This is a genomic window from Cytobacillus purgationiresistens (assembly GCF_030813235.1).
Classification (GTDB): Bacteria; Bacillota; Bacilli; order Bacillales; family Cytobacillaceae; genus Cytobacillus; species Cytobacillus purgationiresistens.
Genome location: NZ_JAUSUB010000006.1, coordinates 109,482 through 122,278 on the forward strand (window position 1 = coordinate 109,482; position 12,797 = coordinate 122,278).

The 12,797-nt window shown below is 38.5% G+C and carries 15 protein-coding genes, 1 pseudogene and 1 other annotated feature; of the genes and pseudogenes, 4 read left to right on the plus strand and 12 right to left on the minus strand.

Annotated features, from left to right (window positions below):
- Positions 1 to 25 precede the first annotated feature (25 nt).
- From J2S17_RS09025 to J2S17_RS09065, 9 genes and pseudogenes are all read right to left on the minus strand, one after another.
- Positions 26 to 748 (minus strand): hypothetical protein, encoded by a 723-nt coding sequence (locus J2S17_RS09025; RefSeq protein WP_307473995.1) that lies wholly within the window; start codon positions 746 to 748, stop codon positions 26 to 28.
- Complete coding sequence (locus tag J2S17_RS09030; RefSeq protein ID WP_307473997.1) at positions 745 to 1,323, minus strand: PilN family protein; 579 nt, start codon at positions 1,321 to 1,323, stop codon at positions 745 to 747. Before J2S17_RS09030 ends, J2S17_RS09025 begins: the two co-directional genes overlap by 4 nt.
- Entirely contained in the window at positions 1,324 to 2,304 is a 981-nt protein-coding gene (gene pilM, locus J2S17_RS09035) for a type IV pilus biogenesis protein PilM (protein WP_307473999.1), read from the minus strand.
- 22 nt (positions 2,305 to 2,326) lie between these two features.
- Complete coding sequence (locus J2S17_RS09040) at positions 2,327 to 3,070, minus strand: prepilin peptidase (protein WP_307474001.1); 744 nt, start codon at positions 3,068 to 3,070, stop codon at positions 2,327 to 2,329.
- Complete coding sequence (locus J2S17_RS09045; protein WP_307474003.1) at positions 3,067 to 3,546, minus strand: competence type IV pilus major pilin ComGC; 480 nt, start codon at positions 3,544 to 3,546, stop codon at positions 3,067 to 3,069. The genes J2S17_RS09040 and J2S17_RS09045 overlap by 4 nt, the downstream gene beginning before the upstream one ends.
- 107 nt (positions 3,547 to 3,653) lie before the next feature.
- A pseudogene (locus J2S17_RS09050) lies at positions 3,654 to 3,821 on the minus strand (type II secretion system F family protein); the annotation flags it as partial.
- Between the two features lies 1 nt (position 3,822).
- On the minus strand, positions 3,823 to 4,080 hold the full coding sequence (locus tag J2S17_RS09055) for a hypothetical protein (protein ID WP_307474005.1): 258 nt from the start codon (positions 4,078 to 4,080) through the stop codon (positions 3,823 to 3,825).
- Between the two features lie 18 nt (positions 4,081 to 4,098).
- A complete protein-coding gene (locus J2S17_RS09060; RefSeq protein WP_307474007.1) occupies positions 4,099 to 4,443 on the minus strand; it encodes a hypothetical protein in 345 nt (114 codons plus the stop codon).
- Positions 4,431 to 4,814 carry a type IV pilus modification PilV family protein gene (locus tag J2S17_RS09065; RefSeq protein ID WP_307474009.1) on the minus strand — a complete coding sequence of 128 codons (384 nt, stop codon included), beginning with the start codon at positions 4,812 to 4,814 and terminating at the stop codon, positions 4,431 to 4,433. Before J2S17_RS09065 ends, J2S17_RS09060 begins: the two co-directional genes overlap by 13 nt.
- A gap of 60 nt (positions 4,815 to 4,874) precedes the next feature.
- Here J2S17_RS09065 and J2S17_RS09070 point away from each other — a divergent pair, with 60 nt between their 5' ends.
- The 3 genes from J2S17_RS09070 (at position 4,875) to J2S17_RS09080 (ending at position 6,870) form a co-directional block, all read left to right on the plus strand.
- Positions 4,875 to 5,291 (plus strand): PulJ/GspJ family protein, encoded by a 417-nt coding sequence (locus J2S17_RS09070; RefSeq protein WP_307474011.1) that lies wholly within the window; start codon positions 4,875 to 4,877, stop codon positions 5,289 to 5,291.
- Positions 5,248 to 6,396 carry a hypothetical protein gene (locus J2S17_RS09075; RefSeq protein WP_307474012.1) on the plus strand — a complete coding sequence of 383 codons (1,149 nt, stop codon included), beginning with the start codon at positions 5,248 to 5,250 and terminating at the stop codon, positions 6,394 to 6,396. The genes J2S17_RS09070 and J2S17_RS09075 overlap by 44 nt, the downstream gene beginning before the upstream one ends.
- A gap of 63 nt (positions 6,397 to 6,459) precedes the next feature.
- Positions 6,460 to 6,870 carry a hypothetical protein gene (locus J2S17_RS09080; RefSeq protein WP_307474014.1) on the plus strand — a complete coding sequence of 137 codons (411 nt, stop codon included), beginning with the start codon at positions 6,460 to 6,462 and terminating at the stop codon, positions 6,868 to 6,870.
- Between the two features lie 88 nt (positions 6,871 to 6,958).
- Here J2S17_RS09080 and J2S17_RS09085 read toward each other — a convergent pair whose 3' ends face one another.
- Together J2S17_RS09085 and J2S17_RS09090 are read right to left on the minus strand one after the other, a co-directional pair.
- On the minus strand, positions 6,959 to 8,293 hold the full coding sequence (locus J2S17_RS09085) for a bifunctional folylpolyglutamate synthase/dihydrofolate synthase (RefSeq protein ID WP_370874983.1): 1,335 nt from the start codon (positions 8,291 to 8,293) through the stop codon (positions 6,959 to 6,961).
- Between the two features lie 79 nt (positions 8,294 to 8,372).
- Positions 8,373 to 11,018, minus strand: a complete 2,646-nt coding sequence (locus J2S17_RS09090; RefSeq protein ID WP_307474016.1) for a valine--tRNA ligase — start codon at positions 11,016 to 11,018, stop codon at positions 8,373 to 8,375.
- A 49-nt stretch (positions 11,019 to 11,067) separates the two neighbouring features.
- Positions 11,068 to 11,310 (minus strand) — a binding site (T-box leader).
- Between the two features lie 205 nt (positions 11,311 to 11,515).
- Between J2S17_RS09090 and J2S17_RS09095 the strand changes: the two genes are divergently transcribed.
- Positions 11,516 to 11,707: a YszA family small membrane protein gene (locus tag J2S17_RS09095; protein ID WP_307474017.1), complete on the plus strand. Its 192-nt coding sequence runs from the start codon at positions 11,516 to 11,518 to the stop codon at positions 11,705 to 11,707.
- Positions 11,708 to 11,719: 12 nt separating this feature from the next.
- Here J2S17_RS09095 and ysxE read toward each other — a convergent pair whose 3' ends face one another.
- Complete coding sequence (gene ysxE / locus J2S17_RS09100) at positions 11,720 to 12,784, minus strand: spore coat protein YsxE (RefSeq protein WP_307474229.1); 1,065 nt, start codon at positions 12,782 to 12,784, stop codon at positions 11,720 to 11,722.
- Between the last annotated feature and the right edge of the window lie 13 nt (positions 12,785 to 12,797).

Consider the following 12,797-nt stretch of genomic DNA (forward strand, 5'->3'; position numbering starts at 1 on the left):
ATAAATATTATGTCTAAAGATGGCATTAATTTGAATGATGATAGATGTCAGGCAATTGATAGAAAGGATTTCTTTTCTTCGCAGGGCTGCTGTTATGCAGTTTTGGCAGTTCCTCTTCTAAATCGACGAGTTCGGGCATATGAAAAATAGAAACGGTCATATCGTATTGAATGCTTGTTCCTTGCTCAAAAGATTCCGTTTCCACTTCATCTTTAAACTCAATTCTATTAATCATTGTCAGTCTTTCAGATGACTGCAAGGCTGCTACAAACATTTCCCAAGTAAAATAATCTGGTGCCTCCACTTGCATGGTCATTGTGGTCTTCTCTAATCCTTCAGCCAATGCAAGGGGTTCACTTTTTCCTGGCACTTCCTCTGTATTAATATCTATTTGACCCTCATCGCTTGATTCAACATTACCCATTTCTATACTTTTTACAAAGCTGCCAGAAACGGTCTCGGCACGGTCGATCTCAAGTAAAAAGTGATCCATCAATGTTTGCACAGGTAATTGTCCTTGCATTTTTTTAGTACTTTCGGCAATATATGGCTTTTCAGAAGAAAGAGTCTTTTGTTCAAAAATGATATTTAATCGCTTCTCCTCTGACGCAAGCTCAAGCTCATGATTTGCTAATACTACCTTCAGCGGCTTTAAATAAAAGAAATAAACTGAAACAAACATGATGGAAACAAACAATATACTAAATAATATTGTATATTTCTCCTTTTTGCTCAGCTGAGCAATCATTCTTCCTTGCCTCCTTTTTCCTTGAGGCTAAACATTGCTTTGTCAATATTCAACTCATATTTTGCAACATAGCGAGGCAAAGCTTCTTTTGTGTCATTATTACCATTACTTTGCGTATGAAGCGATTTAATTTCCGCCTCTTTCATCCCTTCTTTTTGGGAGAGTGAATGTAAATAATAGGCAGCTTCTCGATTCGTTTCAAATTGGACAGTGAATTCCACTCGCCCATCCTCAATATATGTGAATGAATGGATAAATCCACTCATTGGTAAAAGTCCGTTTAATAATTGTACGGTATCAATTTGACTATTTTCTACCCATTGAATCCCTTCTTTTAGCTTTTGGGATGATGCGATTTCCGCATTTTGTTCTACATTCTCTTCCTCAGCAGCAATCTGCATCTGTACAGTATGCAGATTTTCCTGTACTGCTTCAGTTTTCGATTTCATTTCATTGCCTAGCCATAGAAAAATAGACAGTCCAATGATAAAAAGAATCGATGGAATGACGATGAAAACGATGGTGAAAGCATACCGCGACTCTCTTTTAGGAAGCAGATTAATGTCAACAAGCATTTAGTGCACCTCTTTTAAAGCTAGGCCCAGTGCTAAATACATGCTTCTAGGCAGCAAATTTCCCGCTTCATCTACTGCTGCTTCAAGCTGAAGCTTCTGAACGGGGAACTCAAAGCGAGCCTTCATTTCTTGTTCAAATAGCTCTAGCTGTGGATGATCACCGTTAATTAGGATATTTGTGACCTGTTGACTATTCTGCTTAATCGAATAACGATAAAAATCCATCAATCTCGCCATTTCTCGATAAATATCTTCGACAGGAAGTGAATACTCATTTATTTTTCCATCATATAAATGAGATTGCTCCACACCTCTTCCTATTTCTTCATTGAGACCTAAATTTATATGATGCATAAATAATGGAATCCCATTCTCTAAAATGGAAATATTCACTGTGGTCAAATCGAGCTGGATCATCATTAAGCTTTCACCCTTTTTGTGCATATCTAAGTAATGATATAGTCGATATAAAGCTAGAGGAGAGATGTCTGCTGCTTTAGGTGCGAGCCTGGCACTTGAATAAAGCCTTTCATATTGCAAAACAGGCTCCTCTTGTGCTGCAAATAGGAGCAGCTCCTTTTTATCATCATCTTCCGAGAGAATACTATAATCGAACACTGGCTCTTCAAAAGGCAAATGAATGCTCGAGCCAAGCTCCATATACAGGTATCCCTTTATTTCATCCTTTGAGATTTCTCCTGGTATAGTAATCTTACGAATAATGACAAAAGGATCTGGCACGATAAATCTCATCGCTTTCCTTCGCAGCATCCATTCATCCACACAGCTGTCCAATATATTTTGCATCGAATGCAGGTCAATGATTTTACCATCACGAACAATATCGTTTGGGATCATCCTCTCATGCCAACGAACGCGTGTGATGGCATTTTTTTGTTTGAGCTCAACATAACGAATGGAATAATCATTAATGATGATATTACATATGCGGTTTCTAGTAGATATTAGGGGTAAAGCCATGCTCATTGGTCTCCTTCATTGCTCATAATAGCTGTAAATAATAACGTAGTATCACATCACCAAAATAATAAGCTGTCAATGTCCCCGCGACAATAAAAGGGCCGAATGGAATCGGACTTCCCCTTTTTACCTTGCCGACTAACATCGCCATAACACCAAAGGCAGCACCATAAAAAGTTGCAAGGAAAAATGATAATAGAACCGTTTTTGTTCCAACAACAAACCCAAGAAGCGCAAATAATTTAATATCTCCGCCGCCCATCCCGCCATTGCTTATCACAGCAATGGATAAGAGCAGAACAAAACCAATGGCAGCCCCTAATAATGAATTCCACCATGGGGTTAACGGAATAATCAATCTTTCTGCCACAAAAATAACCGTAAACACGAGTAAAATTTTATTCGGGATGAGCATATAAGAAACATCTGATACAAAGATAATCATAAATAATGAAATCAGCGTCCATGCCACGATAAGTTCACTTGTCCAGCCTAAAAGAAGCGGTGCGAGTATAAAGAGGACACCTGTCATCAATTCTACAATTGGATAAAGCGGGGAAATACCGATCTTACATTGTCTGCATTTCCCACCTTGGAAAAGATAAGATAAAACTGGAATTAATTCAAATGGACGAAGCTGATGGCCACAGCTAGGACACGCCGACCGCGGAGCAACGATGGATTGCTTGAGGGGTATCCGCAGTCCGACGACATTGTAGAATGAGCCTAGGATGAGACCGATTATGAAAATGTATATTATTATCATGGAGTAGTAGTCGTGTCGTTAACGCTATCTCTTTTTAATTCATTTTCTGCCACTGCAGCTCCTCCTTTTTGGACCCCTCTTTTATCATTTATTAATTTTTCAGTATAGGATAATTTATTCTTAGTATTTGATATCTCCACGTAAGAATTATTTACATCCTGTGTATAAATCCCTCCATCTGGATCTCTTACCTCTTCTAAATATCCTCCAACTTCTAATTCCTCTAAGCTTATTTCCTTAGCTGCTTCCCCATTGACAGGAATAAGCGAATTATCCCCCGTAACCGCAATCTTTGCCGAATTAATCATCTGCTGAGCATTCGCCACATGTGCATCCTTCTTACTATTATCAATCAGCCCGCCAATACTAGGTACCGCAATTGCTGCGATAATCCCTAAAATCACGACAACCGCCAGCAATTCAATCAGCGTCAAGCCCTTTTCATTCTTCAATACTCGTTTCATTCTATTAATCATTATACTCTTCCTTCCCATCCATCATTTTTAGGTATTTATACCTAAGTAAATTATACTAAATCTACTTTAAAATAATAGATGGTTTCCTCATTATGGCAAAATATTTTTTATTCTATATGGTTGAAAATTTCAAACATCGGCACGATGATGGAAATGACAATTGTACCGACGATGCTTGCAAGTACGAGAATCATCACCGGCTCTATTAATGATTTTATACGATCGGTTGCGTATTCAACTTCCTTCTCATAAAAGTCTGCAACCTTCTCCAGCATATCACTTCATTATCTGCCATTTGGATAAATCCTGATCCAACCTTCTCTGCATTAAAACCATAAAAAGAAAGATTAAACCTAGCATTAAAAGAACGGCTGTCCAAACGGGATAATTCAACTCCACCATTCCCCCGCAAATCACTGCAATAAAAGTCATTCCAATAATGGTTGCTTTTAGCTTGTATGAATAGCCAATTTTCAGAAAATATAGAATTGGAAATAGTGTAATAGTTGTTAAAATGGTTGCTGCAATCAGCATAATTTCCACCTTTTCTCTTTAATAATCAACTGCTTCACCGCTCTTATTCTTATAAATGGGGGTGATTTTAATTTTCACTCCATTTATATCCATTTGAATGTGGTGATCTGGAGATAAATTTACTTTGTTATTTTCCTCAACGATCTTTTGATCTGAAAGTCCATCTAGTCTGCCTTCATGAATAAACTTCTTTGCCATTTCTGTTAATCGATCATTCTGTATCACCTCATCAGAAACAGCAAACTGCTTCGAACTATTGATCATACTTGATACGATTGGAGGTGTGATGATTGCAATCACTACGATGATGAGTAAAACAATAATCAAGGCATAGCCCTTTTCTTCTTTCATTAATTTGGACATGGTTTTACAGTCACCTCACCCATTGGCTCATAGCCAAAGATAGTTGTTAGTGGTTCATCCATCCCTTTAATAAACACCGTTAAACGTACCCGCTTCAAAACAAGCTCCTTTTCTTTGCAGCTTTCAATCAGTGCTTCATATTCTTTTCCATTTATTTTTTCATTTAAAGTCCTATCCGTTCCATTCTTGTTTTCTATATATAGCTTTTCCGCCATATGGATGGCTGTTAATCGGTCCTCAATCTTGGAAGATTGATTCATCATTTGAGAGAATACGGCTAAAAACGAAACCAAAACAATACTTAATATGGTCATCGATAACATGATTTCTATTAAACTTACACCTTTTTCGTTCAGAAAAAATTTATTCAATTTCATCGTTCACCTTTTTCATTCTATTCTGTAAAATATAATCAAAGAGTGTGAAAAGTCATGGATAAAAAGTACTATAAAAATGCCACAGGAATGACTCTGATAGAAGTATTAACAGCTATAGCCATTCTATCAGTCATCAGCTCAGTGGTTTATGGAGTCTTTACCAACACTGAAAAGACGGGGAGACAAATCCAATCCCATGTCAATCTTAGACAAGATGCTAATATCATTATTACTCAATTGAGACATATACATCAAGAAGAAAATGCTATGGATCAAGATAAAAATCGTTTCTATGAAATCAATACAAATGACCTATTACCTAGAAGCGATATCCAGTTTACCACCATCACTTTAAATGAGTGTATTTATACTGAGAAAAAAAATAAACTGGATACGCCCTGTTTAGCTGATAAACAAAAAGATTTGATTGTTAAATTTACGCTCCAGGACAAAAAAAAATTATCAATATAGCATTGATACAATCATAGAAAAAGCTACGTCTGAAAACCTTGGTGAACCCGGACCTGAAGAACCTGAACCTGAGGAACCCGGTGATCCTGGGTTACCTGAAACCTGTGATGAAAATTATTATAAATGCCTTTTAGAGGAAGACTTCTTTGTATATGGTTCAAAGTTTGTATTTAACGGCAGTCAAGTAAACGGTGCAAAAGCAACGATGCTGATTAAAGGGGATTTATCCGGTTCGCAAATAAATGGCGGCGCTTTGAATAATGTTTCTAATATTTATATTGATGGGAATGTGACAATGGATGGAGGTAGTGCAGGCCTGGGTTCAATATCAAGTTCAGGGATGTTATGTATTAATGGCAATTTATCGCTTGTAAGCGGTGGAAGAAATATTTATGGAGAAGTTTTCGTTAATGGCAATGCAATCTTAAAAGATGCTACCTTTCATCAGCAGCTATCTATCCTTAAAAACGGCGAGTTAATTGGTGGAACCTTTAAAGATGATGTTTATATAGGAAATAATCTTTCTATTAAGGATGCACAAATCCATAAGAATATGGACATTCATCAAAATGCAAAAATTGATTGGACGCCTTCCATAAGTGACGTTTCCCTTATCAACTATATGGGAACACTCAGCCATCCAAGAAATATGTCCAGCAATATCTTATCTAAGTTTCAAAAGGTTGCTGCTTTGCCCGCAGTCAAGGGATGTAAAATACCGAGTTTTACTATGCCTTCTGTAAAATCAAATACATGGTATGCAGAAAAGAGCTATAACCAGACAGTAAAACCAAATAATATGAAACTATTTGGAAAAAACATCACAATCACACCGTATAAAGACGCTAATCATAAGTATATTAGCAGCTTCGAAAATGCAATCATCGTAGCTACAGGTGATATCAATATCGGCGATGATAGGTGGATTGAGAAAATGACTGGTGTTTTATTTGCCCCAAATGGCAAGGTAACTTTCAACGGGGCGCTCTTTGAAGGCCTTGTAATTGCCAAAGATGGCTTTTATGTGACAAGCGGTGGAACCACAGTGAACTTTAGGAACATCAGCCACTTTATTAAAGCTGAAAAAGATTTTCCGCTCCAGTAATCAAACGGTAAGAATCTGTCCATGTCGAATATTTATAGTAACAATAATATGGGAGTGAATGAATTGAAAAAGGACGTTTTCAACCTATTTCTGCTTTTATGTATGACAGCTGCTTTGGTCGCCTGCTCTAACGAAGGACCTTCTGATATAGACTTTAACAAGCTCACCCGATTCGATATGAAGGATGAAAGTAAAGAATGGATGATCACAAATGAAGATCAGCTTTTAGAACTGCGCACGATATTAAATGGAGTCGAATGGGAAGAGAATGTTAAATCAGAAATGACACGTAAAGAAGATGCCAATGCAAGGTTCTTTATTACTTACGATAAAAATGAACCAGAGCGATTATTTGATTACTCAATTTGGCAAAATGAAGAAGTGATTATCATGGTAGATAAAGAAAGTCATATATATGGTCAACTTGATAAAAACCAAGGAACTATACTTAAGAAAATCTTATTTGCTCATTAAACACATGAAATGTCATGCGTTCAACAGGAGTAAAAAAGAGGCTCAATCAAAAAGGAAATTGCCTTTTAAAGTGAGCCTCTTTATTCATTCAATTATCCTTCAACCACTGCTTAATCTCAGAAATAAAATAAAGTGAGCCTGTAATGACAAGCATTACTTCATCTGAAAGGCTATCTCTCTCCGATTGAATCACTGCTTTCCAATCAGAATCAGCGATTTTATTCGTGCTGGAACTCAAGCTATATAAATCTTTTGCCGCAGCCGCTCTTGGAAAATCAAAATCCACAAAAATCATTTTATTTGCTGTTTGATCAAGCATGCCAATCATTTGATCCAACTTTTTATCAGCAAGTGCCGCAAAAACAACTTGCTTTTTCTTTTCAGGGTATCTTTTTTCCAACTCATGACACAGTGCTTCAATGCCTTCTTGATTATGCGCCCCGTCAAGAATAATTAAGGGATCATTTGATACCCTCTCAAACCGCCCTGGCCAGTATGCTTTTTTCAGACCAGCTTTCATACTTTCTTCAGAAATATCAAATGAGAAGTACTGGTTTAGGAATTCCGCAGCCATAACAGCAAGAGATGCATTTTCAATCTGATGTGTCCCTGCCATCGAGATTTCCAAGCCTTCTCGTTTGTGAAAAATATTTTCCAATCCAAACGATTCTCCACAACCTGTTGAGGTATGACCAAAAGTTGAGAACTGTTTTCCCAATTGATAGACAGTTGATCTCTTTTCTTTCGCTGTTCTATTAATTACTTGTAATGCTTCAGGTTGCTTCACACCAGAAATAACAGGTGTCCCTGACTTTATAATCCCTGCCTTCTCACCGGCAATATCTGCATAAGTATCACCAAGAATCTTCGTGTGATCAAGGCCAATGCTCGTAATAATGGATAGGAGCGGGTGGAGCACATTGGTCGAGTCCCAACGCCCGCCAAGTCCCACTTCAAAAAGGGCTATATCAACCGGATGAATATGTGCAAAATAATGAAAAGCCATCGCCGTGATGATTTCAAATTCTGTCGGTTCTCCAATCTCAGTGCCTTCCAGCTCTATCGCAAGCGGATAGATATCGTTTAAAAGCTGAACAATTTCTTCATCCTTAATAGGGACGCCATTTATGGAGATTCTTTCATTAAACTGTTCAATATAAGGAGAAGTAAATGTACCGACTTCAATACCTTCAGTCTCTAGAATAGAACGAATATAGGTAAGAGTGGAGCCCTTTCCATTCGTCCCGCCTATATGAATTGTTTTGATCTTTCTTTCAGGATGATTCAATCTTTCCATCATCCATTCCATACGAGTTAAACCTGGCTTCACACCTAAACGCAATCGGGAATGAATCCAGTCAATTGCTTCTTCATATGTAGTAAACATGATTAAACCGCCACCTTTATCATCTAAATGCGACACTCCAATGTTCCGACTGACCACTGGACAAAGAGGGAGACGACTCCCTTTTTGGGACTCGCCTCCTTAACAGTGTCTTTGTTTATATGCCTTTAAGCTCTTTCATACGCGCTTCTACTGCTGCTCTTTTTTCTGCATAATCCTTTTCTTTTGCACGTTCTTCTTCAATTACATTGTCTGGGGCTTTCTTCATGAAGCCTTCGTTGCCTAATTTCTTTTGCACACGCTCGACTTCTTTATTTAATTTATCCCATTCTTTTTGAAGGCGGGCAATTTCTTCCTCAATATTGATTAAACCTTCAAGTGGAAGAATGATTTCTGCGCCAGTAACAACAGCAGTCATTGCTTTATCCGGAGCTGATATCTCTATTGCAATCGTTAATTCTTCCGGGTTGCAGAAACGTTCGATATAGCCTTGATTCTTATTAAGGATCGCAGCTGTTTCCGCATCCTTTGCTTTGATCATCATATTGATTTTCTTACTCATCGGCGTACTAACTTCAGCTCGAATATTACGAACGGAGCGAATCACTTCAACAAGAAGCTTCATTTCTTCTGCTGCACCTTTATCTGATAAATCCTCGCGAACCGTTGGCCAAGCAGCGATTGTAATAGACTCGCCTTCGTGAGGAAGGTTTTGCCAAATTTCTTCTGTAATAAATGGCATGAACGGATGAAGCAATCTCATGGTTTGATCAAGCACGTGAGCGAGAACAGATCTAGTCGTTTTCTTCACCGCTTCATCTTCACCGTATAGTGGAAGCTTCGCCATTTCAATATACCAATCGCAGAAATCATCCCAAATAAAGTTGTATAGCACGCGGCCAACTTCACCAAATTCATAGCGGTCTGATAATCTTGTTACCGTTTCGATCGTCTCATTCAAGCGAGTAAGAATCCATTTATCTGCAACCGATTTTTCTCCGCTTAGATCAATCTCTTCATATGTGAGACCATTCATATTCATTAGTGCGAAGCGTGAGGCGTTCCAAATTTTATTGGCAAAGTTCCAAGTCGATTCTACCTTTTCCAGGCTGAAGCGTAAATCTTGGCCTGGCGAGCTTCCAGTTGAAAGGAAGTAGCGAAGTGAATCCGCTCCATATTGCTCGATTACATCCATTGGATCAACACCGTTGCCTAGTGATTTACTCATTTTGCGTCCTTCTGCATCACGCACAAGTCCGTGAATCAGAACATCTTTAAATGGTCTTCCGTCCGTGAATTCGATTCCTTGGAAGATCATCCTTGATACCCAGAAGAAAATGATATCGTAGCCTGTTACTAGCGCAGCCGTTGGATAATAACGCTTGTAATCAGCGCTTGATTCATCCGGCCAGCCTAGTGTTGAAAACGGCCATAAAGCTGAGCTGAACCACGTATCAAGCACATCTTCATCCTGCTTCCAGTTTTCAATGTCGCTTGGCGGCTCTGCAGCTACATATACTTCGCCTGTTTCTTTATGGTACCAAGCCGGTATGCGATGCCCCCACCATAACTGACGGGAAATACACCAATCTCTAATATTCTCCATCCAGCGCAGATACGTTTTTTCGAAACGATCTGGAACGAAATTCACTTTTTCCTCTTCACTTTGCATGGTAACTGATGCATCTGCCAACGGCTGCATTTTTACAAACCACTGTGTTGAAAGATATGGTTCAACAACAGCTCCACTTCTTTCAGAGTGGCCAACGGAATGCATATGCTCTTCAATATTGAAAAGAACACCATCTTCTTGCAGATCCTTCACTATTTGCTTACGACACTCAAAGCGGTCCATTCCATCATATTTTCCTGCTTTCGCATTCATTGAGCCATCTTCATTCATTACAAGAATGCGCTCTAAGTTATGACGATTTCCTATTTCGAAGTCATTTGGGTCATGGGCAGGAGTGATCTTAACGGCACCAGATCCAAATTCCATATCAACATAATCATCAGCAACAATTGGAATTTCTCTGCCTATAATAGGTAGCTTGACCATCTTCCCAATTAAATGCTTATAGCGGTCATCTTCTGGATGAACAGCTACAGCAGTGTCTCCAAGCATTGTTTCTGGACGAGTCGTGGCAATTTCAATATGACCTGAACCATCAACTAGAGGGTAACGCATATGATAGAACGCACCTTGAACATCTTTATGGATAACCTCAATATCAGATAAAGCTGTCTTAGTAGACGGATCCCAGTTGATAATATATTCGCCCCGATAGATTAATCCCTTTTTATAAAGTGTAACGAAAACATCTTGAACAGCTTTCGATAAACCATCGTCTAATGTAAAGCGTTCTCTATTATAATCAAGCCCAAGACCAAGTTTTGACCATTGCTCTCTAATATGGCCTTTATATTCGTTTGTCCATTTCCAAGTTTCTTCAACGAATTTTTCTCTGCCTAAGTCATAGCGGCTCTTGCCTTCTTCTTTTAGCTTTTGTTCTACTTTTGCCTGTGTTGCAATCCCTGCATGATCCATTCCCGGCAACCATAGAACATCATAGCCTTGCATGCGCTTCATACGCGTTAGGATATCTTGAAGAGTCGTATCCCAAGCATGACCGAGATGCAGCCTGCCTGTTACATTGGGAGGAGGAATGACAATTGTGTATGGTTCTTTATTCAAATCATCCTTCGCTTCGAAATACTTCCCTTTAAGCCACCAGTCATAACGTCCTTGTTCAATAGACTTCGGGTCATATTTTGTCGGCATTGTTAGGTTTGTCTCTTCCATTGTCTATTCATCCTTTCTTTTTTGAGAAAATAAAAAACTCCACTCGTCTGAAAAGGACGAATGGAGTTTGCTTCGCGGTACCACCTTTTTTTCAATCAGCACTAAATAAACTACAGCTAATTGACTCTTAAACAGATAACGGATTTCCCGTCTTTTACTACTAAGGATATCCTTTTCGCAAAAGAAGCTCGAGGGCGACCTTCCCATGGTTTAGCCTGGAAAACCTCTCAGCAAATGGTTTTCCTCTCTTTTGGCAACTAGCCATCGTACTCTTCCCTGTCAAAGCATTTTCTATAGTATGAATATAAAGCTATACTACCTAAAAAAGGCCATCATAGTCAATAAGGATAACCAATTTTTTTTATAATATACGGAAATAAGGAGAATGGTCTTCTTATAGAGAAATTTGGACGCGGGCATTCGAGGAAAAAATTAGGCACTTTATGGGCTTTTCAAACATAGAATAAATATAATAACAGCAATAGGGGGCGTAGAGTTTGAAGAGAAAGTTTAATCCACATACTTTACCATCATGGCTTAAAACGGTACGGGGACTTGCTGGTCAATTTATTATTCCTTTTTGTGTCTTCCAAGGCATTAGGACATTGTTGCTGCCTACTGCCTTTGATATTCTTTTTCTCGGAATCTTGATTTTAATCGCATTTGCTTTCCGCATGGAATTAATATAGGAGCCCACAAGTTTATCCATCTTGGGCTCCTTCTTGTTCTGCTTTAGCTGCTGCCTCTGCCTGCGCTTGCTGCTTTTGCCTCTCAATTTCATCGATTCTCATCGCAACGTATTCCGTGTTCTTCAACAACCAAAACTGCTTCTGCATATGCTGGATGTGCTTTAATTCACTTTTTCCTTTCTTACGTTTATGATATTTTTCAACGGCACTCAGCACTGGTCCAGGATGGGTAAAATAGCTTTGAAATAACAGCATTTCATCTTCTCTAAAAGGAAAATGCTTTAGATAAGTATATAACCAATCAACAGCGTCTTCTGACCTTTTTGGAAAAGTCTTCAAGGATCTAGATAAGAAAGGCAGCAAGTCATGCATAGGGGTGCTTTGTCTCGCATCCTCAAAGTTCAGGAAATAGCCTAAGCCCCGATCATCATATAAAAAGTGTTCCGTTGACACTTTGCCATGGATAATGACAGTCCTTGTCTTTTCACTATCCTTCGTTTTTTCATACCATTCCTTTAATTTGGTTGTCGAGTATTTTAGAGCTTGTGAAATATCATTATAATACTGCGTATATAACAGTTCATATGGCGACATATATTCTCTGCTCTCACATTCCTCTATAAAGCCATCTAAAAATTCCTTCTGTTTCTCCCATTCCAGTGAAGTATTTTCATAATGCTCTTCTCGATCTTCCTTACTAACAGGAATGTCTTTTACTGATAAAACATGAAGTCTTGCCAGCTCTCTAAACATTTGTTGGTGGCGTTCATAGCGATTTTCCTTTTCTTCGTTCGCCAGCCAAGGCATTAAATAATAGAGTTCAGTATTATAGAGCACTGCATATCTGCCATCCACTGTCGGATAGATAGGTATGATTCGATTATAGCCCTTCTGATAAAGCGTTTGAATATGCTTGATAAAATCAGGTCCATGATGAGGTTTGATTTTTTTTAAAGAAAATATCCCCTTATTTGAATAGACTTTCTGCACTCTCCCAAAGTCTTCTACAAAGTTTGGCTCCACTGCATAGTGCTTCAAAATAGGTGCATATTTCTTCAATCGGTTTTCTTCCTGCATGAGAACCACTCTC

What these genes read in the sequence shown, in the direction of transcription:
- ysxE (WP_307474229.1), bottom strand. Translation starts at nt 12,784, where the DNA reads ATGCAGGAAGAAAACCGATTGAAGAAATATGCACCTATTTTGAAGCAC.
- J2S17_RS09030 (WP_307473997.1), bottom strand. Translation starts at nt 1,323, where the DNA reads ATGCTTGTTGACATTAATCTGCTTCCTAAAAGAGAGTCGCGGTATGCT.
- J2S17_RS09040 (WP_307474001.1), bottom strand. Translation starts at nt 3,070, where the DNA reads ATGATAATAATATACATTTTCATAATCGGTCTCATCCTAGGCTCATTC.
- J2S17_RS09060 (WP_307474007.1), bottom strand. Translation starts at nt 4,443, where the DNA reads ATGTCCAAATTAATGAAAGAAGAAAAGGGCTATGCCTTGATTATTGTT.
- J2S17_RS09025 (WP_307473995.1), bottom strand. Translation starts at nt 748, where the DNA reads ATGATTGCTCAGCTGAGCAAAAAGGAGAAATATACAATATTATTTAGT.
- pilM (WP_307473999.1), bottom strand. Translation starts at nt 2,304, where the DNA reads ATGGCTTTACCCCTAATATCTACTAGAAACCGCATATGTAATATCATC.
- J2S17_RS09045 (WP_307474003.1), bottom strand. Translation starts at nt 3,546, where the DNA reads ATGATTAATAGAATGAAACGAGTATTGAAGAATGAAAAGGGCTTGACG.
- J2S17_RS09055 (WP_307474005.1), bottom strand. Translation starts at nt 4,080, where the DNA reads ATGCTGATTGCAGCAACCATTTTAACAACTATTACACTATTTCCAATT.
- J2S17_RS09070 (WP_307474011.1), top strand. Translation starts at nt 4,875, where the DNA reads ATGGATAAAAAGTACTATAAAAATGCCACAGGAATGACTCTGATAGAA.
- J2S17_RS09090 (WP_307474016.1), bottom strand. Translation starts at nt 11,018, where the DNA reads ATGGAAGAGACAAACCTAACAATGCCGACAAAATATGACCCGAAGTCT.